This window comes from Pseudomonas sp. GW531-T4, from assembly GCF_017349615.1.
Classification (GTDB): domain Bacteria; phylum Pseudomonadota; class Gammaproteobacteria; order Pseudomonadales; family Pseudomonadaceae; genus Aquipseudomonas; species Aquipseudomonas chlororaphis_I.
On sequence record NZ_JACMZT010000011.1, the window covers coordinates 1 to 23,866 of the forward strand.

General features: G+C 64.3%; 19 protein-coding genes. 8 read left to right on the plus strand and 11 right to left on the minus strand.

All coding sequences use genetic code 11. The annotated features are described in order from the left end of the window. From J4D28_RS11145 to edd, 11 genes are all read right to left on the minus strand, one after another. On the minus strand, positions 1-772 hold a 772-nt coding region (locus J4D28_RS11145; protein WP_207246420.1), incomplete at its 3' end, for a D-hexose-6-phosphate mutarotase. Positions 773-1,174: 402 nt separating this feature from the next. Next, positions 1,175-2,524: a carbohydrate porin gene (locus J4D28_RS11150; RefSeq protein ID WP_038634427.1), complete on the minus strand. Its 1,350-nt coding sequence runs from the start codon at positions 2,522-2,524 to the stop codon at positions 1,175-1,177. A gap of 121 nt (positions 2,525-2,645) precedes the next feature. Beyond that, entirely contained in the window at positions 2,646-3,806 is a 1,161-nt protein-coding gene (locus J4D28_RS11155) for an ABC transporter ATP-binding protein (protein WP_016703424.1), read from the minus strand. Between the two features lie 3 nt (positions 3,807-3,809). After that, positions 3,810-4,655, minus strand: coding sequence for a carbohydrate ABC transporter permease (locus tag J4D28_RS11160; protein ID WP_009045231.1), 846 nt, complete (start codon positions 4,653-4,655; stop codon positions 3,810-3,812). After that, positions 4,648-5,556: a carbohydrate ABC transporter permease gene (locus J4D28_RS11165; RefSeq protein ID WP_008032969.1), complete on the minus strand. Its 909-nt coding sequence runs from the start codon at positions 5,554-5,556 to the stop codon at positions 4,648-4,650. Before J4D28_RS11165 ends, J4D28_RS11160 begins: the two co-directional genes overlap by 8 nt. A gap of 190 nt (positions 5,557-5,746) precedes the next feature. Continuing rightward, positions 5,747-7,054: an ABC transporter substrate-binding protein gene (locus J4D28_RS11170; protein ID WP_009050405.1), complete on the minus strand. Its 1,308-nt coding sequence runs from the start codon at positions 7,052-7,054 to the stop codon at positions 5,747-5,749. A gap of 118 nt (positions 7,055-7,172) precedes the next feature. Continuing rightward, positions 7,173-8,432 (minus strand): AGE family epimerase/isomerase, encoded by a 1,260-nt coding sequence (locus tag J4D28_RS11175; RefSeq protein WP_103331513.1) that lies wholly within the window; start codon positions 8,430-8,432, stop codon positions 7,173-7,175. A gap of 243 nt (positions 8,433-8,675) precedes the next feature. After that, positions 8,676-10,145 (minus strand): ATP-binding protein, encoded by a 1,470-nt coding sequence (locus J4D28_RS11180; protein ID WP_009050407.1) that lies wholly within the window; start codon positions 10,143-10,145, stop codon positions 8,676-8,678. Next, a complete protein-coding gene (locus tag J4D28_RS11185; protein ID WP_007926317.1) occupies positions 10,135-10,866 on the minus strand; it encodes a response regulator in 732 nt (243 codons plus the stop codon). The genes J4D28_RS11180 and J4D28_RS11185 overlap by 11 nt, the downstream gene beginning before the upstream one ends. Positions 10,867-11,130: 264 nt before the next feature. After that, entirely contained in the window at positions 11,131-12,087 is a 957-nt protein-coding gene (locus J4D28_RS11190) for a glucokinase (protein WP_103331514.1), read from the minus strand. Then, positions 12,084-13,910 (minus strand): phosphogluconate dehydratase, encoded by a 1,827-nt coding sequence (gene edd / locus J4D28_RS11195; protein ID WP_009045235.1) that lies wholly within the window; start codon positions 13,908-13,910, stop codon positions 12,084-12,086. Before edd ends, J4D28_RS11190 begins: the two co-directional genes overlap by 4 nt. 223 nt (positions 13,911-14,133) lie before the next feature. Here edd and gap point away from each other — a divergent pair, with 223 nt between their 5' ends. The 8 genes from gap (at position 14,134) to J4D28_RS11235 (ending at position 23,777) form a co-directional block, all read left to right on the plus strand. Beyond that, entirely contained in the window at positions 14,134-15,138 is a 1,005-nt protein-coding gene (gap, locus tag J4D28_RS11200) for a type I glyceraldehyde-3-phosphate dehydrogenase (protein ID WP_009050409.1), read from the plus strand. A 129-nt stretch (positions 15,139-15,267) separates the two neighbouring features. After that, positions 15,268-15,732, plus strand: a complete 465-nt coding sequence (locus J4D28_RS11205; protein WP_009050410.1) for a methylglyoxal synthase — start codon at positions 15,268-15,270, stop codon at positions 15,730-15,732. Between the two features lie 72 nt (positions 15,733-15,804). Beyond that, on the plus strand, positions 15,805-16,323 hold the full coding sequence (locus J4D28_RS11210; RefSeq protein ID WP_009050411.1) for an RNA polymerase sigma factor: 519 nt from the start codon (positions 15,805-15,807) through the stop codon (positions 16,321-16,323). A gap of 104 nt (positions 16,324-16,427) precedes the next feature. Next, a complete protein-coding gene (locus tag J4D28_RS11215; protein ID WP_103331515.1) occupies positions 16,428-17,411 on the plus strand; it encodes a FecR domain-containing protein in 984 nt (327 codons plus the stop codon). 122 nt (positions 17,412-17,533) lie between these two features. Continuing rightward, complete coding sequence (locus tag J4D28_RS11220) at positions 17,534-20,122, plus strand: TonB-dependent receptor (protein ID WP_103331516.1); 2,589 nt, start codon at positions 17,534-17,536, stop codon at positions 20,120-20,122. Between the two features lie 150 nt (positions 20,123-20,272). Beyond that, the gene (locus J4D28_RS11225; protein ID WP_053269760.1) at positions 20,273-20,881 is read left to right on the plus strand and encodes a biliverdin-producing heme oxygenase; all 609 of its coding nucleotides are present in this window, start codon (positions 20,273-20,275) and stop codon (positions 20,879-20,881) included. Between the two features lie 136 nt (positions 20,882-21,017). Further along, positions 21,018-21,419 (plus strand): YbaN family protein, encoded by a 402-nt coding sequence (locus J4D28_RS11230; protein ID WP_009050415.1) that lies wholly within the window; start codon positions 21,018-21,020, stop codon positions 21,417-21,419. A 219-nt stretch (positions 21,420-21,638) separates the two neighbouring features. Beyond that, the gene (locus J4D28_RS11235) at positions 21,639-23,777 is read left to right on the plus strand and encodes a methyl-accepting chemotaxis protein (protein WP_103331517.1); all 2,139 of its coding nucleotides are present in this window, start codon (positions 21,639-21,641) and stop codon (positions 23,775-23,777) included. Positions 23,778-23,866 lie beyond the last annotated feature (89 nt).

A 23,866-nucleotide genomic window follows, 5' to 3' on the forward strand; every position in this document is an offset into this window, starting at 1 on the left:
CTTCGACGCAGACGAACCCGGACACCTCGCTCCAGCTCACCCCCAGCAACGGCCGGCTGCCCGGATGCCAGACCACGGTGTCGGCGGTATCGCCAGTATCGATGCGCAATTCGCGCTGCCAGGCGTGATCCTTGAGCTGCAATTCGCCCTCGTGCTGGAACACCCGCTGACAGCCACCATCGACCCGCAGCTCGCCTGTTTGCCGGCACGCCTGGCGGCTCAACTGGTCGTAACCCTCGGCGCCGTCGAGCCCAGACAGCGCTACCTCGCCGACGTCGCCAATACGCCAGTAGGCGTGCAAAGCCTGGCTCAGCTGGCACGGCAGGCTGTCCTGGTGCTCGGTGCTCAGGCGCAGGTCCATGCTTTCGCCCAGGTGCGCGTGCAGGTCGACCTGCCAGTCGCACAGCTGCAACTGCCAGTGCAGGTACACGCCCTCGTCATCGCTGCGGCTGTCGAGCAGCTTCCAGTCGATCAGCCGGGCCCAGCCATGGGATGGCCAGGCGTTTTCGCTCGGGTGACGGCCGTACCAGGGCCAGCACACCGGCACCCCGCCACGGATCGCCCCGACCTGCGGCCACTTCGCCGCACACCACAGCCAGGGCTTCTGCCCGGTCGGCTGGAAATGCAGGAGCTGCGCGCCCTGGCGACTGAACACCGCCTGGCACAGCGGATGGTCGATCACCAGCACGTCGCGCATCTGATAGCGCTCCCAGGCGAAAGTCGGGCGCTCGCGCAAGGATTTGAAAAAGCGTTGTAGCGGATGCTCATGCATGGGCCACGGTCCTGAAGATCATTGCTGTACCGATATTCATCATTGATGCGCAAAACCCCGTAGCCGCTGCCGCAGGCTGCGTTAAGGCCGCAGGCCTTCAGCGATCTTGAGGACGCTACGGCCGTCCCGGCCGATCGCAGCCTGCGGCAGCGGCTACAGGGAACGGATTCGTCCCCAAAAAAAAGCGGATAGCCTGGGCCATCCGCAAAAATGCGCACAGAGAGGAGGAGCTTATCGCAACAGCGTTAAGCTCTGTACGAAAAGTGGCTGCGCTCGGTCATGCTGCGTTAAAAACAGGCTCGGAATGCTCATGTAGGCCCCTACAGTCGAACGCGACCCCGGCCGTTCCTCGCCTGTTTTTTGCCTTGCCTGACCTTCGCCCGCCGACTTTTCGTACAGACCTTAGAACACCGACTGAATTTTCAGGCCGGCCACCAGGGCGTTGTCGACTTCATCCACACCGCCTGGATGGGTGATGTACTGCAGGTTGGGACGCACGGTCAGCCAGTTGGTGACATGGAAGCCGTAGTTGATTTCGTAGTTGTACTCAGTCTCGCGCAGCGGCGAGAACAGCGGATCGTCGTAGTTGCTGACGCCGTTGGTGTCATTGAGCAACTGGGCGTTTTTCTTCACGTCGTCGTTGACATGGATACGGGCGAAACCGATGCCCACGTCATCCTTCGGACGTGCGTCGAACGGGCCCTTGTACACCAGCATCAGCGACTGGTAGTTGTCGATGAAGTTGGTGTCCTTGTCGTGGAACGTGGCGTTGGCCGCGATGTTCAGACCGCGGGTCGCATCGCCGTTGTGAGTGGTGAGTTGCTGCTGCCCGACGAACCAGTAGCCGTGCTTGCTGCTGTGCACGCGATAGCTGTCACGGGTGACGGCGGCGTCCTGGCCATTGACGTCCTCGCGCACATCGCTGGCATCGGCCGTGCTCTTGTAGTAACCGACGCGGTACTCGCCCGGCAGGTTGTTGACCTTCGGCGACCAGACCAGCTCGACCGGCAGCACGGTGCCCTTGGTACCGCTGCCGCTGAGCTTGAAGCCGTTGCCGTGCTCCAGTTGCGACGGGTTCTGGTTGTACGCGCCGATCTGCGCATACAGCTCAGGCGTGATGTGGTACTTCACCCGCAGTGCCGCCTGGCTGACCGGCCAGTTGTACCAGATGTTGGTCGCCCAGTTGCCCACCTGGGAGCCGCAGAACGCCAGGTTCTGGAAGTCGCAGGGGAAGGTGTTGAAGTCTTCGCCTTCGCCGAAGTAACCGGCCTTGACGTCGAGCTTGCCGTCAAGGAACTGGTGCTGGATCCACAGTTGGGTCAGACGCACCATGTGGCCACGGCCGTAGACTTCCTGGGAGGAGCTCAGGGTGCCGGCACGCGGGTCGCCGATACGGTCGTTGGAGATGTTCTGGCCGTTACGGTTGGTCAGCTGGATCTTCGCCTGGGTGTTATCCCAGCCCCAGAGTTTTTCCAGGTCCAGCGCCACGCCCAGGCCGAACTGGTCGCTGTAGCGTCCGGTCTTGTCGTCGTTGTAGCCGCCATGCAGGTTGGCGCCCATTTCGCCAACGTAATCGGCCTTGATGTCGATCCCTTTCTCGAGCAGTTTGGTCCGCTCGCCACCCCAGTCACCGGTCATCCATTTCGAATCGGCGCTGAACGCTTCGTCAGCGTGCGCGCTACCGGCCAGGGTCATTGCCGCAATCGCTGACAACTGGCAGATCAAGCGTGCATTGGTGCTCTTCTTTTTCATCCCTACATCCTCGTCTTTATTGTTATTAACTGTTTTTCTCTAACGCGGTTTACACCTGATGCGACGGATGACAGGCCATCCGCCGCGCATTCGGTACGTCCTTGCTCCAATAACGCGGGCTTCAACGCCCCTTGAACTGCGCCACGTTGCTGGCATGGGCTTCGGACTGCGCAGGGGCCGCAACACCCAGGCGCTCGCCACTCTTGGCATCGAACAGCAGAACCTTGGCCGGATCGAATTGCAGGGTCAGGGTTTCGCCGACCTGCGGCGCCACATCCGGCGCCAGGCGGCAGCAGACCTTGGTGCCGTTGAGGTTGACGAACACCAGGGTGTCGGGGCCGGTCGGCTCGGTGACCTGGACCTCGGCGCGCAGGGTCGGCAGGCCGTTGCCCTCGCCGTTCGCCAGGCCGATCTGCTCTGGACGGATGCCGAGGATCACTTCCCGGTCTTCCAGGCCGGCGTCCTGCATGCCCAGGGGCAGCTCGCAACGGGCCTGGCCGCTGTCCAGCAGGGCCAGCAGGCGGCCGTCCTTGCGTTGCAGGCGCAGGGGGATGAAGTTCATCGGCGGCGAACCGATGAAGCTGGCCACGAACAGGTTGGCCGGGTCGTTGTAGATCTGTTTCGGGGTGCCGAACTGCTGGATGATGCCGTCCTTCATCACCGCCACCTTGTCGCCCAGGGTCATGGCTTCGATCTGGTCGTGGGTGACGTAGACCGTGGTGGTTTTCAGGCGCTGGTGCATCAGTTTCATTTCGGTGCGCATCTCGACCCGCAGCTTGGCGTCGAGGTTGGACAGCGGTTCGTCGAACAGGTAGATCTTCGGCCGCCGCGCCAGCGCCCGCCCCATGGCCACGCGCTGTTGCTGGCCGCCGGACAGCTGGCCGGGCTTGCGGCTGAGCAGGTGTTCGATCTGCAGCAGCTTGGCCACCCGCGCCACTTCCTCGTCGATCTCGGCGGCCGGCATCTTGCGGATCTTCAGGCCGAAGGCGATGTTGTCGCGCACGCTCATGGTCGGGTACAGCGCGTAGGACTGGAACACCATGGCGATGTCGCGGTCTTTCGGGCTCATGCCGCTGATGTCGGCGTCGTCCACCAGGATCGCCCCGCCGCTGATGTTTTCCAGGCCGGCGATGCAGTTCATCAGGGTGGACTTACCGCAGCCCGAAGGCCCCACGAGAATCAGGAACTCACCGTCATCGATCTTCAGTTCGATGTTCTTCAGGGTATCCGGCAGGCCAGTACCGTAGGTCTTGTTGACGTTGCGTAATTCGAGAGTTGCCATCTTTTACCCCTTGACCGCGCCGGACGTCAGCCCACGCAGGAAATACTTGCCAGCGAATATGTAGACCAGCAGTGTCGGCAGCCCGGCGATCATCGCCGCCGCCATATCAACGTTGTATTCCTTGGTCCCGGTGCTGGTGTTGACCAGGTTGTTCAAGGCCACGGTGATCGGTTGCGCATCGCCGCTGGCGAACACCACGCCGAACAGGAAATCGTTCCAGATCTGGGTGAACTGCCAGATCAGGCAGACCATGATGATCGGCACCGACATCGGCAGCAGGATCTTGCCGAAGATAGTGAAGAAGCCTGCGCCGTCCAGGCGCGCGGCCTTGACCAGGGCGTCCGGGATGCTCACGTAGTAGTTGCGGAAGAACAGCGTGGTGAACGCCAGTCCGTAGACCACGTGCACCAGCACCAGGCCGCTGGTGGTGTTGGCCAGGCCGAACTTGCCGAGGGTGAAGGACGCCGGCAGCAGCACGGTCTGGAACGGCAGGAAGCAGCCGAACAACAGCAGGCCGAAGAACAGCTGCGAACCGCGGAAGCGCCACATCGACAGTACGTAGCCGTTCATGGCGCCGACGAAGGTCGAGATGATCACCGCCGGCACGGTGATCTTCACCGAGTTCCAGAAGTAGCCGCCCACGGTGTCCCAGGCCTTGATCCAGCCGATGCCGTCGATCACGGCCGGCCAGCTCAGCAGGTTGCCGGTGCGGATGTCTTCCGGGGTCTTGAAGCTGGTCAGCAGCATCACCACCAGCGGCACCAGGTACACCGCCGCGGCCAGCAGCAGGGTGGCGTAGATGGCGATGCGGCTGAAGTTCAGCGCAGGTTTTCCGAGCTGGTTAGTCATGGCGTTTGCCTCGCAGTTCGGAGTACAGGTACGGCACCAGGATGGTCAGCACGGCGCCCAGCATCAGCATGGCGCTGGCCGAACCTATGCCCATCTGGCCACGGCTGAAGGTGAAGGAGTACATGAACATCGCCGGCAGGTCGGACGAGTAGCCAGGGCCGCCGGCGGTCATTGCCGCCACCAGGTCGAAGCTCTTGATCGCGATGTGCGCGAGGATCATGAAGGCGCTGAAGAACACCGGGCGCAGGCTCGGCAGGACGATCTTCAGGTAGATGGTCGGCAGGCTCGCGCCATCGACCTGGGCGGCGCGAATGATCGACTGATCGACGCCGCGCAAACCGGCGAGGAACATCGCCATGACAAAGCCCGAGGCCTGCCACACGGCGGCGATCACCAGGCAGTACACCACGCGATCCTGATCCACCAGCCAGTCCAGGCGGAAGCCTTCCCAGCCCCAGTCACGCAGCATCTTGTCCAGGCCCAGGCCAGGGTTGAGCAGCCATTTCCAGGCGGTGCCGGTGACGATCATCGACAGCGCCATCGGGTACAGGTAGACGGTGCGGATAAAGCCTTCCTTGCGGATGCGCTGGTCCAGCAGCACCGCCAGGAACACGCCCAGCACCAGGCTGATGCCGATGAACATGCCGCCGAACAGCGCCAGGTTCTTGCTCGCCACCCACCAGCGGTCGTTGTCCATCAGGCGCATGTATTGCTGCAGGCCGACCCACTTGTAACTCGGCATGAAGCTGGAGTTGGTGAAGGACAGAATGAACGTCCAGATGATGTAACCGTAAAAACCGACCAGGACGATCAGCATGCTTGGCGCCAGGACCAACTTGGGGAGCCAGCGCTGCAGCGCGTCGAACGGTGAGGCTTTGCTGAAAACCGCCACAGAGCTCATCGGGATAATCCAGTTGAAGAAATGAAGGCCGAAGCGATCCCCTCTTGTGTAGGAGCGAGCTTGCTCGCGATGACTGCGGGACATTCAACATGGATGCCGACAGACCGATCGCTATCGCGAGCAAGCTCGCTCCTACAGGGGGAAAGCGCCGTCAGATAAATCGCCGCAAGCAGGCTTGCGGCGTTCGGAGTTACTGGGCGGCCTTGACGGCCGATGCCAGCTGCGCACTGGCCTTGGCCGGATCCGCGTCCTTGTCGTTCATGAAGTTGGTCACCACATCGAAGATCGCGCCCTGCACGGCCAGGGAGGTGGCCATGTTGTGCGCCATGCTCGGTTGCAGGCCGCCGGTCTTGTCGTCAGCCAGGAAGTCCTTGGCCGCCGCCTGGGCGCAGGAGTCGAAGCCTTGCGCGGCCATGTCGTTGAGCATGTCGGTGCGCACCGGGATCGAGCCCTTGTTGATGCTGAAGACCTTCTGGAAGTCCTTGCCCAGGGCGACCTTGGCCAGGTCCTGCTGGGCGGCGATATCGCCCTTGCGATCGGCCTTGAGCTTGAACACCGCCAGGGAGTCGATGTTGTAGGTGAAGGCCTTGTCGGTGCCCGGGAAGGCCACGCACTGGTAGTCCTTGCCGGCGACTTTCTTCGCCGCGGTCCACTCGCTCTTGGCCCAGTCGCCCATCATCTGCATGCCGGCCTTGCCATTGATGACGTCGGCGGCGGCGATGTTCCAGTCACGCCCGGCGCGGTTCGGATCCATGTAGCTGGTGACTTTCTTCAGCTCGGTGAAGGCCTTGGTCATCTCCGGGCCGGCGAGGGTCTTCTGGTCCAGGTCGACCAGGGCTTTCTTGTAGCCATCGGCGCCCATGACCGAGAGCACCACGTCTTCGAACACGGTGCTGTCCTGCCATGGCTGGCCGCCGTGGGCCAGGGCGATGAAGCCGGCGGCCTTGAGCTTGTCGCCGGCGGCATAGAATTCTTCGAGGGTGGTCGGGGCCTTGTCGATCCCGGCCTTCTTGAAGACTTCCGGGTTGATCCACAGCCAGTTGACGCGGTGGATGTTCACCGGCACGGCGACATAGTCACCTTCGTACTTCACGGTGTCGGAGACTTTCTTGGAGAGCAGGCCGTCCCAGTTTTCCGACTTGGCCACGTCTTTCAGGGCGTCGGTGCTGAGCAGGCCGGTGCTGCCCCACTCCTGGATGTCCGGACCCTTGATCTGGGCAACGCCCGGCGGATTGCCGGAAACGGCGCGGCTTTTCAGCACGGTCATGGCCGTGGCACCGCCACCGCCGGCGACTGCGCCGTCTTTCCAGGTGAAGCCGTCTTTTTCGACCTGGGCCTTGAGCACATCGACCGCCGCTTTTTCACCGCCGGACGTCCACCAATGGACGACTTCCACGGAGCCTTTGGCGTCGGCGGCAACGGAAACGAGAGGGAATGCACTGAGGGGAAACAACGAGGCAACGGAAATGACAGCAGCTAGACGAGAAATCGCATTCATCTGAGGTGTACCTTTCTTGTTGTTATGCATGCAAGTCTGGTGCTTGCGCTGCATAGGATTCTAAACAGGGGGCCTACCCGCGCAGGTAACGAAGGGATGCGCGAATGTCACCACATGGTTACACAACCTGCAGTCTAGACACTTCGGCCAGCGCCGATGCCATGCTCGGCGCCAAAGGCAGGCGCGGAATCAGCACCGCCTGCCAGGCGTGATACAGGTCCGGCTTGCCGGCCCAGATCTCGGCGCTGGGCCTGTTGTTGCTGTCCAGCTCGTGGTGCCAGCTGCCGTGCAGCGGGTCGATGAAGTGCTCGGCGGTGAATTCCCAGAAGCGCCGATACCAGGTTTCGTACTGCGCTTCCCCGGTGCGTTGCAGCAAGGCACTGGCCGCCGCCGCGGCCTCGGCGTGGGTCCAGTGCAGGCGCTGGCGCACCACGGGGCGCTGCTGCCAGTCCAGGGTGTAGACAATGCCCGGCGCGCCATCGACGTCCCAGGCGTCACGGCAGGCGGTTTCGAACAGTTTCTGGGCATCCAGCAGCAGCCAGCCGGGGCTGAGCATGCCGGCCTGGCAACGCGCGGCTTCGAGGTGCAGCAGCAGGCGAGCCCACTCGAAAGCGTGCCCGGGGGTGGTGCCATAGGGGCGGAAACCGTCGGCCGGATGTTCCTGGTTGTAATCCGGCAATGGCTGCCAGTGGCGGTCGAAATGCTCGATGACCCGGTAATCGCCAGCGGCGGCATGCTGATGGATGACCCGCTCGACAATGTGCAGGGCGCGGTTGAGCCAGCGCGGGTCCTGGGTGACATCGGCCAGGGCGAGGAACGCCTCGGTGGCGTGCATGTTGCTGTTGGCGCCGCGATAGGCCTCCTCGCCGCTCCAGTCGCGGTTGAAGGACTCGCGCATCGCGCCCTCCTCCTCGCTCCAGAAATGCCTTTCGATGACCCGGATCGCCTCCGCCAGCAAGGCTTCGGCGCCGGGGCGCGCGGCCACCACCGCGGAACTCGCCGCCAGGGCAACGAAAGCGTGCAGGTACGCGGCCTTGCCGCTATTGCCATCGGCATGCCCGGGAGTGGCGAACCAGCCGCCGTATTCGCCATCGCGCAGCGCGCCGTTGAGCGCGGCGATACCGTGATCCACCAGCGCGGCGTAGCCGGGAATGCCCTGGATATGGGCCATGGCGAAACTGTGGGTCATGCGCGCGGTGTTCATGGTGCCGGCCCGGACACCGCTCGGCAGGCGCCCGCGTTCGTCCAGGTCGCCGAAGCCTTCGGGCAGCCGGGCCGCGCGGGCGAAACCCAGCAGGCGCTGGCCTTCGGCGGCCAGCCATTGATGATGGGCAGGAGCGTTCAGCCAGCTGCTGAACATCAGGGGAATAGGGTTCATGGCGGACCTGTTGTTGTTTTTATCAGGGACTTGAGTCTAAACAACGGGTTCGCGCGGGCAGGTAACGAAGGTCACAGGAAATGTCACCAAACCGTGACAAAACTCCCTGTAGCCGCTGCCGCAGGCTGCGCTCGAGACCGCAGGGCTCGCAAAACTGGCGCCCGGTCATACAGCCAAGCGCGGCATGAAATTTTACGACCGCTACGCGGCCGATCGCAGGCTTCGCCAGCGGCTACAGGGGCATCAATCCATGGAACGCGGCAGGTACAGGGTCACGCGCAAACCGCCTTCGCGCAGGTTCTGCAGGCTCACCTCGCCGCCATGGCTGTGGGCGATGTTGCGCGCGATGCCCAGGCCCAGGCCGTAGCCCTGCTGCTGGCCGGACAGGCGGAAGTGCGGCTCGAACACCTGCTCCAGGCGCTGCTCCGGCACGCCCGGGCCTTCGTCGTCGACGTGCAGGATGAACGCGTTGGCATCGTCGTCGATGTGCAGGTGGGCGTTCTGCCCGTACTTCAGCGCGTTGTCGATCAGGTTGCCCATGCAGCGCTTGAGCGCCAGGGGCTTGCCCGGATAAGGCGCCAGCGCCCGCCCCTGCTGGGTCACACGGCCGTTGCCGTTGGGTGCCAGGTAAGGCTCCACCAGGCAGTCGAGCACCTGGTTGAGGTCCACCGGCTCGATGTTCTCGTGAATGTCGGTGTCCTTGACGCATTGCAGCGCGCCCTTGACCAGCAGCTCCAGCTCATCCAGGTCGCGGCCGAACTTGCTTTGCAACTGCTCGTCTTCCAGCAGTTCGACCCGCAGCCGCAGGCGGGTGATGGGCGTGCGCAGGTCGTGGGAAATCGCACTGAACAGCTGGCTGCGCTCGGTCAGGTAACGGCTGATGCGCTCGCGCATGGCATTGAAGGCCCGGCCGACCTCCACCACTTCGCTGCCGCCGCCCTCGGCCACCGGCTGCACATCGGCGCCCAGGGACATGTCCCGCGCGGCCCGCGCCAGGCGCTTGAGCGGCCGGCTCTGCCAATGCACCAGCAGGCCGATGAACAGCAGCAGGAAACCGCTGGTGAGTACGATGAACCACACCTGCTGCGCCGGCAGCCCCTGTTCTTCGAGGCTGGTGTAGGGCTCGGGCAACAACGAGGCGATGTACAACCATTCGCCCGGCGCCATCTGGATCTGGGTGACCAGCACCGGCGGGTTCACCGGCTCCAGGGTCAGGGCGTAGTGGGCCCAGGAACGCGGCAACTCATCGAGCTTCAGGCCGCCGTTGAAAATCCGCAGGTCCTCGGGGCTGACGAAGGTCACCGAGATATAGGCGTCGTTGCCCAGGGACTGGCGCAGCACTTCGTCCACCGCCTTGAGCACCGCCTGCTTGCGCGGCGTGATAGGCAGCACTTCCATGCCCAGCGGCTTGTCGTTGAGGGTCACGACAAAACGGGTGCCGCCCATGCTGCGCAATTGGTCGAGCACCAGCGGCCGGTACGCCACCGGCAGCGAACGAAAGTAGCTGACGCTGGCGGTCATCGAATGGGCCAGGCTGCGGGCGCTGGTGACCAGGCCTTCGAGCTGGGTGGCGCGCAACTGCGACACCCAGATCACGCTGGACAGGGTTTGCGCAAACAACACCGCCAGCAGCGTCAACAGCAACATCCGGCCCAGCAGCGAACGCGGTACCGGCACCCGCGCCAGCAGCTTGCGCGACCACTCAGTGAGCATTGCCGGCAACCACATTGGCTGCCAATTGGTAACCGCTGCCGCGCACGGTGCGGATCAGCCGCGGCGGCTTCTCGGTGTCGCGCAGGCGTTGGCGCAGGCGGCTGACCGCCATGTCGACGATGCGGTCCAGGGGCATCAGTTCGCGCCCGCGGGTGGCATTGCCGATGGTGTCGCGGTCGAGGATTTCCTGGGGGTGATCGAGGAACAGCTTGAGCAGGGCGAAGTCGGCGCCGGAGAGGATCACTTCCTCGCCATCGTTGTGGAACAGCCGGTGGCTGACCATGTCCAGGCGCCACTCGTCGAAGCACAGCACCTCGCCGCCGGCCCGTTCCTGGCCGAACTGCGCGCGGCGCAACAGGGCCTTGATCCGCGCCTGCAATTCCCGGGGGCTGAAGGGTTTGCCCAGGTAGTCGTCGGCACCCAGTTCCAGGCCGATGACCCGGTCGGCTTCGTCGGAGCTGGCGGTGAGCATGATGATCGGCACCTGGCCGACCCGCGGGTGCTGGCGGATCCAGCGGCACAGGCTGAAACCGTCTTCGTCCGGCAGCATCACATCCAGAATCACCAGGTCGCTCGGCGCCTCGTTCAGCGCCTGGCGAAAACCGGCGCCGTTGGGCGTGCTGCGGACCTGGAAGCCGGCGCGACTGAGGTAGGTCTCCAGCAGCTCGCGGATTTCCTGATCGTCATCAACCAACAAGATCGACTTACTGACTGAACTCACGCGGGCCGTCCTTTGTTGTTATGAATGGAGCGGGATTATGCCTCATGGATCGGTTCCGTAGCCGCTGCCGAGCCTGCGAGGCTGCGATCGAGGACGAAGTCCTCGCAAAACCTGAACACAGGGTTTGCCAGAAAGAACGGGGGGCCCGGTTTACGTCCGCTTCGCGGCCGGTCGCAGCCTCGCTCGCTCGGCAGCGGCTACAGAAGCAGCGTACCAACACGAAACCCGAGCGAAGCCTGCTTGCGACAAGCCCCATACGTTCGATCAGGCAAACGCCTGCTCGAGCGCCACCCCGGCGCCGGTCAGGCCCGAGTACGGCGCCGTCACCAGCCATACCGGAATGCCCTTGAAGTAATCGCTCATGCAGCCCTTGTCGGCAAAACAACGGGCGAAACCGCTTTCGACGAAAAAGTCGGCGAACCGCGGAATCACCCCGCCGACGATGTACACGCCACCGCGCCCGCCGGTGGTCAGCACGTTGTTGCCCGCCACCCGGCCCAGCCAGCAGCAGAACTGCTCGAGCACTTCCAGGGCGATGGGATCGCCGGCCAGGCCTGCCGCGGTGATGGCTTCAGGGGTCTCGAGCACCGGCTCATGCCCGTCCACCGCACAGATCGCCCGATAGACCCGGGGCAAACCGCCGCCGCTGAGCGCGGTCTCGGCGCTGACATGGCCGATCTCGCTATAAATGTGCTGCCACAACTGGGTTTCCCGCAGGCTGCTCAACGGCAGGTCGACATGCCCGCCCTCGCCCGGCAAGGCGGCCCAGCGGCCTTCCCCCAGGTCCAGCAGCGTGCCGACGCCCAGGCCGGTGCCCGGCCCGATCACCACCGCCGGGCGCAGCGGCTCGGCGGTGCCTTCGCAAACCACCCGGAACTCGCCGGGCTGCAGGCGGGTCATGCCCAGGGCCATGGCCGAGAAGTCATTGACCAGCAGCAGCTCATCGACCTGCAGGGTCTGGCAGAAGGCCTTGCGGCTCAGGCGCCAGTGGTTGTTGGTAAAACGAAATTCGTCGCCGCCGACCGGACCGGCCACCGACAGGCACACCGCGCCGATCGAACCCGGCGCCAGGCCGAGGCCGCCCAGGTATACGCCGATGGCTTCTTCCGGGCTGGCGTGGTCCGCCGTCGCCAACACCTGGATCGACTCCAGGCGCTGGTCTTTCCACAACGCAAAACGCGCATTGGTTCCACCAATGTCACCGACCAGCGCTAACTTCACTTAAGGTTCTCCAGGGCAGAGGTAAAGGCGCTGGCGCCCTGCTCCGCCGAGCTGAAGGCCATGCGCATGAAACCGAACAATTCGCGGCCGCTGCCGACGTTGTTACCCAGCAGGCCCTTGGCCGGTTCGCGGGCAGCGAATTCATCGGCGTCTACCTTAAGCTCCAGCGTGCCCTTTACGCCATCCACGCGAATGATATCGCCGTCGCGCACCCGCGCCAGCGCACCGCCGACCTGGGCTTCCGGGCTGACGTGGATCGCCGCCGGGATCTTGCCCGAGGCCCCGGACATGCGCCCGTCGGTGACCAGCGCGACCTTGAAGCCACGGTCCTGCAACACGCCGAGGAACGGCGTCATCTTGTGCAGTTCCGGCATGCCGTTGGAGCGCGGGCCCTGGAAACGCATCACCGCCACGAAGTCTTTTTCCAGCTCGCCGGCCTTGAACGCATCGGCCAGGTCCTGCTGGTCCTGGAACACCACCGCTGGCGCTTCGACGATCTGGTGCTGCAGCGCCACGGCGGAGACTTTCATCACCCCGCGACCGAGGTTGCCTTCCATCACCCGCAGGCCGCCTTCCGGCGAGAACGCGCGAGCCACCGGACGCAGGATGTTTTCGTCGAGGCTTTCGATCGGGCCGTCGCGCCACACCAGCTTGCCGTTGTCCAGGAACGGTTCCTGGGTGTAGCGGCTCAGGCCACGGCCGGCCACGGTGTTGACGTCTTCGTGGAGCAGGCCGGCTTCCAGCAGTTCGCGAATCAGGAACGCCATGCCGCCCGCCGCCTGGAAGTGGTTGATGTCGGCCTTGCCGTTCGGATAGACGTGGGACAGGGTCGGCACCACCTCGGACAGGTCGGCCATGTCCTGCCAGGTCAGCTGGATGCCCGCGGCCTGGGCAATCGCCGGCATGTGCAGGGTGTGGTTGGTCGAACCACCAGTGGCGTGCAGGGCAACGATGGAGTTGACCAGCGAACGCTCGTCGACGATCTCGCCGATCGGCGTGAAGTTGCCGCTCTGCTTGGTCAGGCGGGTGACCTGCTGCGCCGCCTCATGGGTCAGGGCGTCGCGCAGTGGCGTGTAGGGGTTGACGAAGGACGCGCCCGGCAAGTGCAGGCCCATGACTTCCATCAGCAGCTGGTTGGTGTTGGCGGTGCCGTAGAAGGTGCAGGTACCCGGGCTGTGGTAGGACTTCATCTCCGATTCCAACAGCTCTTCGCGGGTCGCCTTGCCTTCGGCGTAACGCTGGCGCACGTCGGCCTTTTCCTTGTTGGAAATGCCCGACGGCATCGGCCCGCCCGGGACGAAGATGGTCGGCAGGTGGCCGAAGCGCAACGCGCCCATCATCAGGCCCGGGACGATCTTGTCGCAGATGCCGAGCATCAGCGCGGCGTCGAACATGTTGTGGGACAAGGCCACCGCGGTGGACAGCGCGATCACCTCGCGGCTCGGCAGGCTCAGCTCCATGCCGGCCTCGCCCTGGGTCACGCCATCGCACATGGCGGGGGTGCCGCCGGCGAACTGGCCGACCGAACCCATCTCGCGCAGGGCCTTCTTGATCTGTTCGGGAAAGTGCTCGTACGGCTGGTGCGCCGAGAGCATGTCGTTATATGACGAAACAATCGCCACGTTGGCGGCATTCATCATGCGCAGGCTGTGCTTGTCTTCCGAGCCGCAGCCGGCAACGCCGTGGGCGAAGTTCGCACACTGCAGCTTGCCCCGTTGCGGGCCATCGCTGGCGGCGCCGCGGATCAGGGCGAGGTAAGCCTCGCGAGTGGCGCGACTGCGGGCGACAAGCCGTTCGGTGACCTCAAGAACGCGGGGATGCATGTGTAGAACTCCAGGCTAACGGATGTGGCGACCTGTTTGTCTATGCTGATCAAAACGCCCGCGGCACAGGGGATGGCAGAGGGTTTCTTGACCATTTGGACCAGTTGATTCAGGTCACTCGTTGTAGATAAAACAAAATATTGCCACCAAAAAGGCTTGTTTTCTATTTTTTTGCGAATAATCTTGTAATTCCAACAACAAAACTACGGCAGGCGCTTTTCTAATGACTCTACGAATCGCAATCAATGGTTTTGGCCGTATCGGCCGTAACGTCCTGCGCGCACTTTATACCCAAGGCTATCGCCAGGATCTGCAGATCGTCGCCATCAACGATCTGGGTGATAGTTCGATCAATGCCCACCTGCTCAAATACGACACCGTCCACGGCACTTTCGATGCCGACGTGCAGCACGATCAGGAAAGCCTGACCGTCAACGGCGACCGGATCGCCGTCAGCGCCATCCGCAATCCGGCCGAACTGCCCTGGGCCGCCGAGAAGATCGACGTCGTATTCGAATGCACCGGTCTGTTCACCGACCGTGCCAAGGCCGCCGCCCATCTCAGCGCCGGCGCCCGCAAAGTGATCATTTCCGCCCCGGCCAAAGGCGCCGACGCCACCGTGGTGTATGGCGTGAACCACGACATTCTGCGCCAGTCGCACCAGATCATTTCCAACGCTTCGTGCACCACCAACTGCCTGGCGCCGGTGGCCCAGGTGCTGAACCGCGAGCTGGGCATCGAAAGCGGGCTGATGACCACCATCCACGCCTATACCAACGACCAGAACCTGACCGACGTCTACCACAGCGATCCGTACCGCGCCCGTTCGGCCACCCAGAACATGATCCCGAGCAAGACCGGCGCGGCCGAAGCCGTGGGCCTGGTGCTGCCGGAACTGGCGGGCAAGCTGACCGGCATGGCGGTGCGGGTACCGGTGATCAACGTATCGCTGGTGGACCTGACCGTGCAGCTCAAGCGCAACACCACTGCCGAGGAGGTCAACGCCCTGCTCAAGAGCGCCAGCCAGCACTCGAAGATCCTGGGCTACAACAGCCTGCCGCTGGTCTCCAGCGACTTCAACCACAACCCGCTGTCGTCGATCTTCGACGCCAATCACACCAAGGTCAGCGGCGGCAAGCTGCTCAAGGTACTGGCCTGGTACGACAACGAGTGGGGCTTCTCCAACCGCATGCTGGATAACTGCCTGGCCCTGTGCAGCGCCGAGTAAGCCCACGGCCTGCGACGCGGGAGCTGCCGCAGGCTGCGATCTTTTGATCTTCACATTCGAGGTTCAAGCGCGCAAAGATCGCAGCCTCGGCAGCTCCTGCAGATTTCCTCCCTCCAGGAGCCGCCACCGATGATCGGTATCAGCTTCACCCAGGCCAGCATGGCGGCGCGCAAGCGCATCGCCCTGGTGGCCCACGACCACTGCAAGAGTTTCCTCCTGGACTGGGCCGAGCGGCAGAAAGACAAGCTCGCCGAGCACGCTCTGCTGGCCACTGGCACCACCGGCCAGCTGCTGCACCAGCGCCTGGGCCTGCCGGTGGAAAGCATGATCAGCGGCCCCCTGGGCGGCGACCAGCAGCTCGGCGCGCGAATCGCCGAGCAGCGGGTGGACATGCTGGTGTTCTTCTGGGACCCCTTCGAACCCCAGCCCCACGATCCGGACATCAAGGCCCTGCTACGGGTCGCGGCGGTCTGGAACATTCCCGTGGCCTGCAACGAATGCAGCGCCGACTACCTGCTCAGCAGCCCGCTGATGGAGCAGGCGCACAGCTACCGGATTCCGGACTACCCGGCGTACCTCTCAGGGCGTCGATGATTCACTCAGGGCTTGACCGTCGACGTAGATGATAAGCATTATCATCCACTGAAAAATCAGCCAGGTCCTGTTGTGAGCCAATCCCGCTTCAATCACGTCTTTCTCACCCAGCGCGTTTCGCTGCTGCGCACGCTGGAGCGGATGGTCAACAACCCCAGCACCGCCGAGGACCTGTTGCAGGAAACCTACCTGCGCGTGACCCGGGCCCTGAGCGAACGGGCCATCGACCACCTCGAACCCTTCGTCTTCCAGACCGCCCGCAACCTGGCGCTCGACCACCTGCGCGCGCGCCGCATCCAGGCCCGCACCCTGCTCGAAGACGTGCCGCTGGACGTGGTCGAAAGCGTGGCCGCGCCCCTGAGCAGCGCCGAGGATGCCGCCCATGCCGAACAGTTGCTGGAACGCCTGAACATGAGCCTTGCCCAACTCAGCCCGCGCCAACAGCAGATCTTTATCCTCAGCCGCCTGCACGGCCACAGCTACCTGGAGATCGCCGAGAAGCTCGAGGTCTCCCAGAGCACCGTGCAAAAGGAACTGAAGCTGATCATGGCCATCTGCATCGGCGTCGCCGAGCGCTTGAACGGTCATTGAGGCCCAGCCGGGCGGGCGTCGGCCGCAGCCCTTTGCTACCCTTGACCGCCCCTGCGCTCTCCATCTAAAAAACAGCCGTGCACAGACACAGCCGAGGAACCCCCGTGACGGACACCCACCGCACCCAGCCGACCGCCCAGGACGGGGAAACATCCACCCCCTGCGCCGCGGATCAAGCCATGGACCAGGCCCTGGACTGGCTGATCCTGCTGGAGAGCCCGAGCCCCGAGCAGGCCCGGCAATTCCATGACTGGCTGAACGCCTCGCCCCTGCACAGCGCAGCCTTCGACAAGGCCCAGGCGATCTGGAACGGTCCGCAAGTGGTGCGCTGCGCGCAAAGCCTGGACACCCAAAAAACCAAGGTCAGTGTGCTGTCGCGCCTGCGTCCGCACTGGCGGCCCCTGGCGGTGGCGGCGGTGCTGATCCTCGGCCTGTTCAGTTTCAGCAACCTGCCACTGCGCCTGCAGGCCGATCACCTGACCGTGGTCGGCGAGCGCCAGCGCCTGCAACTGGAGGACGGCTCGAAAGTCCTGCTCAACACCAATTCGGCCTTCTCCAGCACCATCGACGAGCGCCAGCGCGTGGCCCGCCTGTACCAGGGCGAAGCCTTCTTCGAGATCCCCGCCAGCCGCGGCCAGCCGCTGGAACTCGATGCCGGCCCGGTACGCGCCAGCGTGCGCGACACCGCCTTCGCCGTGCGTTACCTGGACGGCGTGGCCCAGGTGCGGGTACAGCGTGGCGATGTCGACCTGCGCGCCACCCACGACGATGCCCGGGTGCGCCTGTCGGCCGGCGAAAGCATCCGCATCGGCCCCAACGGTTTCGACCGCCCGGCCAAGCTCGACCTCGACAAGGACCTGGCCTGGGTCCAGGGCCGGCTGGTGTTCGAGAACTGCCCGCTGAACCAGGTGCTGGCCGAGTTGCGCCGGTATTACCCGGGCTGGATCGTCAACAACAACGAGCGCCTGGCCGATGTCGCGGTTACCGGTAATTACCGTCTCGACCAGCCGCTGGACGTGGTGCGCTCCCTGGCTCACATCACCTCGGCGCGCCTGCAGGAGTTCCCTGCGCTGGTGATTCTCAACTAGCACGCATTTATTTTTACGCGATCGCTGTCGGTCGTTCGTCTCGTTATAGCCAATGCAATTGATTCGCATTAAACATGCCGAATCAGCACCTATAAAGATTCGTGCGACACGGAGCGCTATCGATGTCCTCTCGCCTCAACAGCCGGTCCTCTTCATCTTCCCGCCAGGCCCGCCTGCAGAACTGCACGCTGTCCCTGCTGACTGCCGCCATCCTGCTGGCCGGGGCCGCGCCGGTCATGGCCGCCACCGCCACCAGCCAACCGGCGCGCAACATGGGCGACTACAGCTTCGCCATCGACCAGCAGCCGCTGGTGTCGGCGCTGAACGCCTTTAGCGCCGTCACCGGTTGGCAGGTCGGCCTGCCGGCGGAACTGGGCGAAGGCATCGCGTCCCCGGGCGTGCGCGGCTCGCTGCCGCCGGAAAAAGCCCTGGACCGCCTGCTGATGGGCACCAACCTGAGCTACCGCAAGCTGGGCGCCAACAACATCGTCCTGGAAAAGCGCACCAGCGGCGGCGCCCTGACCCTGCAACAGGTGACCATCAGCGCCACGCGCCAGGAGCAGGACGTCAACAGCGTGCCCAGCACCGTGACCGTGCATGACCGCCAGGACCTGGACCGCAACAACGTCAACACCATCAAGCAACTGGTGCGCTACGAGCCGGGCGTTTCGGTCGGCGGCGCCGGCCAGCGTGGCGGTATCAGCGGCTACAACATCCGCGGCATCGACGGCGACCGCATCCTGACCCAGGTCGACGGCGTGGAGATTCCCAACGGCTTCTTCAACGGCCCCTATGCCAAGACCCAGCGCAACTACGTCGACCCGGAAATCATCAAGCGCGTGGAGATCCTCCGCGGCCCGGCGTCGGTGCTGTACGGCAGCAACGCCATCGGCGGCGCGGTCAGCTACTTCACCCTCGACCCGGACGACATCATCAAGCCCGGCAAAGACGTCGGCGCCCGCCTGAAGACCGGCTACAGCTCGGCCGACGACAGCTGGCTGAAATCCGCCACCGTGGCCGGGCGCAGCGGCCAGTTCGACGGCCTGCTGCACTTCAGCCAGCGCGACGGCCACGAAACCGACTCCTACGGCAGCAACAACGGCACCGGCCTGGCGCGCACCGCCGCCAACCCGGAAGACGTGCGCACCACCAATGTGCTGGCCAAGGCCGGCTGGAACTACGCCGACGACGCGCGCCTGGGCCTGACCTACGAGAAGTACAAGGACGACCGCGACACCAACCAGAAGAGTGCCGTGGGCGGCCCGTTCAACGCCGGCCAACCGTTGGGCATGTACCGCTCGCGCACCGGTAACGACACCATCACCCGCGAACGCTTCGGCCTGGACAACCGCTTCGCCCTCGACAGCCTGCTGGCCGATCACGTGAAGTGGAGCCTCAACTACCAGATCGCCAAGACCGACCAGAGCACCCTGGAAAACTACTTCCCGTTCACCCGCAACGTCATGCGCAGCCGCGAAACCCTCTACGAAGAGAAGCAGTGGGTCTTCGACGCCCAGGCCGACAAGGCCTTCGCCATCGGCGAAACCGAACACCTGCTGACCTACGGCACCACTATCAAGCAGGAAAAGGTCACCGGTTCGCGCAGCGGCAGCGGCACCTGCCTGGCGGTCGGTCGCGGCTGCACGGCGGTCGGCGCCATCAGCCCGTCCGACGTGCTGAAGAAGTCCAGCGACTTCCCGGACCCGACCATCAACACCTACAGCCTGTTCGCCCAGGACCAGATCAGCTGGAACAAGTGGACCTTCCTGCCGGGCCTGCGCTACGACTACACCCAGCTCAAGCCGCACATCACCCAGGAGTTCCTCAACACCGTGGCTGCCGATGGCCAGGGTGAGGTGAGCGACGAGAACAAGACCTGGCACCGGGTCTCGCCCAAGTTCGGCCTGACCTACGCCCTGACCGACCAGTACACCTGGTACGGCCAGTACGCCGAGGGTTTCCGCACCCCGACCGCCAAGGCGCTGTACGGCCGCTTCGAGAACACCACCACCGGTTACCGCGTGGCGCCGAACTCGAACCTCAAGCCGGAGAAAAGCCAGAGCTATGAAACCGGCCTGCGCGGCAACTTCGAGTCCGGCAACTTCGACGTGGCGGTGTTCTATAACAAGTACCGCGACTTCATCAACGAAGACGCGGTGACCCCGGGCTACGACGAACTGACGTTCCAGAGCAACAACATCAAGCACGCCACCATCAAGGGCGTGGAAGTCAAAGGCCGGCTCAACCTCGACGCCCTGGGCGCGCCGCAGGGCCTGTACACCCAGGGTTCGGTGGCCTACGCCTACGGTCGCAACAACGACACCGGCGAACCCTTGAACGCGGTCAACCCGCTGACCGGCGTGTTCGGCCTGGGCTACGACCAGGACCACTACGGCGCCCTGCTCAGCTGGACCCTGGTCAAGAAGAAAGACCGCGTCGACAGCAGCAGCTTCAAGACCCCGGATGGCACCAGCAGCCAGTTCAAGACCCCGGGCTACGGCGTGCTCGACCTGACCGGTTTCTACAAGGTCAGCGACGATGTCACCGTCAGCGCCGGCATCTACAACCTGGCCGACAAGAAGTACTGGCTGTGGGACGACGTGCGCGGCTACGACAGCGTCGGCGAAGCCGCGGTGCTCAGCCCGGCCAACCTCGACCGCCTGACCCAGCCGGGTCGCAACTTCGCGGTCAACCTGATCTGGGACATCTGATCCGGTCTACCTCACTGCGCTTTTCGATGGAGCGCAGTGAGGATTTTTTACTGTGCCGCGTCTTCTTGTTCGTCTAGTTAGCAAGTGCTTCTCATTTTCAGCAGCTCTCGTTTTCAGTAGCTCTCATTTTCACATCCCAAGGACATTGTCATGACCACCCAGGATTCCCCACAGCGCCCGAGCCTGCGCTCCCAGCGCCTGAACCAGATCACCCACGAACCCCATGCCAGGCTCGACGCCCTGGTCAAGGCCCACGCGCCGTTCGAAAGCGCCAGCAGCTTTGCCCGCTTCGTCGTCGCCCAGTACCTGTTCCAGTCCGAACTGGTCGCCCTCTACAACGACCCGGCGCTGATCGCCATCATCCCGGACCTGGCAGAGCGTTGCCGCGCCGAAGCGGCCAAGGCCGACCTGGCGGACCTGGAAACCGAAGTCCCGGCCCCGGTGGCGGGCGCGGTGCAGAACCCGAGCAAGGCCGAAGCCCTGGGCTGGCTGTTCGTCTCCGAAGGCTCCAAGCTGGGCGCGGCGTTCCTGATCAAGCGCGCGGTGGGCCTGGGCCTCGGCGAAACCTTCGGTGCCCGGCACCTGGGCGAGCCGGCCGGCGGTCGCGCCGAAGGCTGGAAGTCCTTCACCCGCACCCTCGACGGCCTGGCATTCAGCGCCGAAGAAGAAGCCGCGGCGGAAAAAGGTGCGCTGGATGCCTTCAACCGCTTTACCGTGCTGCTGGAAAAGGCCTACGACACGGCGCCTGAACTGGCCTGATTTTTTCGCCGGCGCGCTCGTTCCTGTATTGAAGGCGTAGACTCACGCCCGTTGCAGGAACGAACCTGCTGGCATCAACCGTTTTTCCCACCCTTTGTGGATTGAGCCCCATGCTCGTCACCTCATCATCGAACCCATGACCGGCACAACCCGATCCCCGTCCAAGGCCTCCCGCCTGTTCTTCGGTTGCCTGGCTTACGTCAGCCTGGCCATCGGTCTGATCGCCATCGTCGTGCCCGGCCTGCCGACCACCGAATTCGTGCTCCTCGCCGCCTGGGCCGCGACCAAAAGCTCGCCACGCCTGAGCGCCTGGATGGAAAACCACCGCCTGTTCGGCCCTATCCTGAGCAACTGGCGCAACGGCCGGATCATCAGCCGCCGGGCCAAGATCAGCGCCACCGTCAGCATGCTGCTGTGCGCCGGCCTGATGCTGAGCCTGCTCACTCATCACTGGACCCTGTACCTGGCGCTGGCCGGCATGGGCCTGGGCAACCTGTGGATCTGGTCGCGCCCGGAAGCCCTGGCCCAGGCCTCCTGATTCCTCGGCCAGAGCAGCCGGCCGACGCTCGGTTGCTCGCGACAGGCCCTGCGGCGAAACCTCCCTCCTCCCTGTTTATGTCAAACACATGACCGCTCGTCGGCTTTTTCTCAGGCAAATGCCGCTCAAGCCGATGTTCCGGGCATGGCGCTGAATGGACTTGGCGACCGGAGTCATCCGACTCACCGCTCACCTCCTATCCATTCGCGAGATCGCCCCATGTTCGACTCTCTGTCCATTCGCCTGAAAATCGTGCTGTTGTCCGGACTCTGCCTGCTCGGCGTGGTGGGCCTGATCGTCGGGATGAACATCTACCAGACCAACCAGAACGATCAACTGGTCAGCAGTTCCAGCTCGCGAATGCTCACCGACAGCGTGCAGAACCTGCTGCAGGCCCGGGCCGCCGAGCAGGCGGTGCGGGTGCAGAAAACCTTTGGCGAGAGCCTGCTGGTGATCACCGCCCTGGCCGACCAGATCAACGACCTGCGGACCATGGCCGGCAAGCGTTCGCTGGACGCCGCGACGCTGCGCGAAGAACTCAACCACAGCCTGAAAACCGCCTTCGAACGCAACACCAAGGTGCTGGGCATCTGGCTCGCCTATGAGCCCAACGCCCTCGACGGCAAGGACAGCGAGTTCGCCAACGACGCCGGCCACGCCTCCAACGAAGCCGGGCGCTTCGCCAGCTACTGGAGCCGTGCCGGCGGCACCGGGCTGAACACGGTGATGGTCGAAGAGGACATGAACAAGACCACCCTGAGCGTCAGCGGCACCCCCTACAACAGTTGGTACACCTGCCCGCGCGACAGCAAGCGCACCTGCCTGCTGGACCCGTACGCCGACACCGTGGGCGGCAAGCTGATGCTGATGACCACCATCTCTCTGCCGCTGATCGTCGACGGCAAAGTCATAGGCGTGGTCGGCGTGGACATCGCCCTGGATGCCCTGCAGGCCGCGGCCGCCGAGTCCCAGAGCGGGTTGTTCGACGGTGCCGGGCACATGCTGATCGTCGCCGGCAGCGGTATCCTCGCCGCCTACAGCAACGATGCGGCCAAGGTCGGCAAGGGCATCGCCGACACCCTCGGCGCAGAAGGCAAGGATGTGCTGCAACTGCTGGCTGGCAATACCCCGAAAATCCTCAAGCAGGGCGACCTGATCCGCGCCGTGTATCCGGTCAGCCCGATCGCCGACGCCCGTCCCTGGGGCGTGGTGATCGACCTGCCGGAGCAGGTGCTGCTGGCCGACACCGTGAAACTCCAGAGCGTGCTCGACGACGCCCAGGCCCAGGGCACCCTGGTGTCCCTGCTGGTGGCGGCGGTCGCCGGCGTGATCGGCCTGCTGCTGATCTGGCTGACCGCCTCCGGCGTGACCCGGCCGATCAACAGCGTCGCGCAGATGCTCAAGGAAATCGCCAGCGGCGACGGCGACCTGACCCAGCGCCTGAAGTACAGCAAGCAAGACGAACTGGGCGAGCTGGTGAGCTGGTTCAACCGCTTCCTCGACAAGCTGCAACCGACCATCGCGCAGATCAAGCAGAGCATCACCGACGCCCGCGGCACCGCCGACCAGTCCTCGGAGATCGCCCGCCAGACCAGCGAAGGCATGCAGGTGCAGTTCCGCGAAATCGACCAGGTGGCCACCGCGTCCAATGAAATGAGCGCCACCGCCCACGACGTCGCCAACAGTGCCTCGAACGCCGCCAACGCCGCCCGTGGCGCCGACCAGTCGGCCAAAGACGGCATGACCATCATCGAGCGCAGCACCCGCGACATCAGCACCCTGGCCGAGGAAGTCAGCAAGGCAGTGGTCGAGGTCGAGGCCCTGGCGGTCAACAGCGAACAGATCGGCTCGGTGCTGGAAGTGATCCGCAGCATCGCCGAACAGACCAACCTGCTGGCCCTCAACGCCGCCATCGAAGCCGCCCGCGCCGGGGAAAGCGGCCGCGGCTTTGCGGTGGTCGCCGACGAAGTGCGCAACCTGGCCAAGCGCACCCAGGATTCGGTGGAAGAAATCCGCGTGGTGATCGAGCGCATCCAGAGCGGCACCCGGGGCGTGGTGGCGACCATGCATTCGAGCCAGGCCCAGGCCCAGAGCAACGCCGGGCAGATCCAGCAAGCGGTGCAGGCCCTGGGCAAGATCAGCGACGCGGTCACGGTGATCAGCGACATGAACCTGCAGATCGCCAGCGCCGCCGAACAGCAGAGCGCGGTGGCCGAAGAGGTCAACCGCAACGTCTCGGCGATCCGCAGCGTGACCGAATCCCTCACCGAGCAGGCCACCGAATCGGCCCAGGTCAGCAGCCAGCTCAACGCCCTGACCACCCAGCAGATGAAGCTGATGGACCAGTTCCGGGTCTGATCCTCGCCTCTGTAGGACTGTAGGAGCGAAGCTTGCTCGCGATGAACCGGAGCGCGCCGCATTGAGCCAGTGAGTGCGCGCCATCGTTG

Bases quoted from the DNA above. Each gene is read 5' to 3' on its own strand.
- J4D28_RS11150 (WP_038634427.1), bottom strand. From the start codon at position 2,524: ATGAAAAAGAAGAGCACCAATGCACGCTTGATCTGCCAGTTGTCAGCG.
- J4D28_RS11155 (WP_016703424.1), bottom strand. From the start codon at position 3,806: ATGGCAACTCTCGAATTACGCAACGTCAACAAGACCTACGGTACTGGC.
- J4D28_RS11160 (WP_009045231.1), bottom strand. From the start codon at position 4,655: ATGACTAACCAGCTCGGAAAACCTGCGCTGAACTTCAGCCGCATCGCC.
- J4D28_RS11165 (WP_008032969.1), bottom strand. From the start codon at position 5,556: ATGAGCTCTGTGGCGGTTTTCAGCAAAGCCTCACCGTTCGACGCGCTG.
- J4D28_RS11170 (WP_009050405.1), bottom strand. From the start codon at position 7,054: ATGAATGCGATTTCTCGTCTAGCTGCTGTCATTTCCGTTGCCTCGTTG.
- J4D28_RS11175 (WP_103331513.1), bottom strand. From the start codon at position 8,432: ATGAACCCTATTCCCCTGATGTTCAGCAGCTGGCTGAACGCTCCTGCC.
- J4D28_RS11180 (WP_009050407.1), bottom strand. From the start codon at position 10,145: ATGCTCACTGAGTGGTCGCGCAAGCTGCTGGCGCGGGTGCCGGTACCG.
- edd (WP_009045235.1), bottom strand. From the start codon at position 13,910: ATGCATCCCCGCGTTCTTGAGGTCACCGAACGGCTTGTCGCCCGCAGT.
- gap (WP_009050409.1), top strand. From the start codon at position 14,134: ATGACTCTACGAATCGCAATCAATGGTTTTGGCCGTATCGGCCGTAAC.
- J4D28_RS11205 (WP_009050410.1), top strand. From the start codon at position 15,268: ATGATCGGTATCAGCTTCACCCAGGCCAGCATGGCGGCGCGCAAGCGC.
- J4D28_RS11220 (WP_103331516.1), top strand. From the start codon at position 17,534: ATGTCCTCTCGCCTCAACAGCCGGTCCTCTTCATCTTCCCGCCAGGCC.
- J4D28_RS11225 (WP_053269760.1), top strand. From the start codon at position 20,273: ATGACCACCCAGGATTCCCCACAGCGCCCGAGCCTGCGCTCCCAGCGC.
- J4D28_RS11230 (WP_009050415.1), top strand. From the start codon at position 21,018: ATGACCGGCACAACCCGATCCCCGTCCAAGGCCTCCCGCCTGTTCTTC.
- J4D28_RS11235 (WP_103331517.1), top strand. From the start codon at position 21,639: ATGTTCGACTCTCTGTCCATTCGCCTGAAAATCGTGCTGTTGTCCGGA.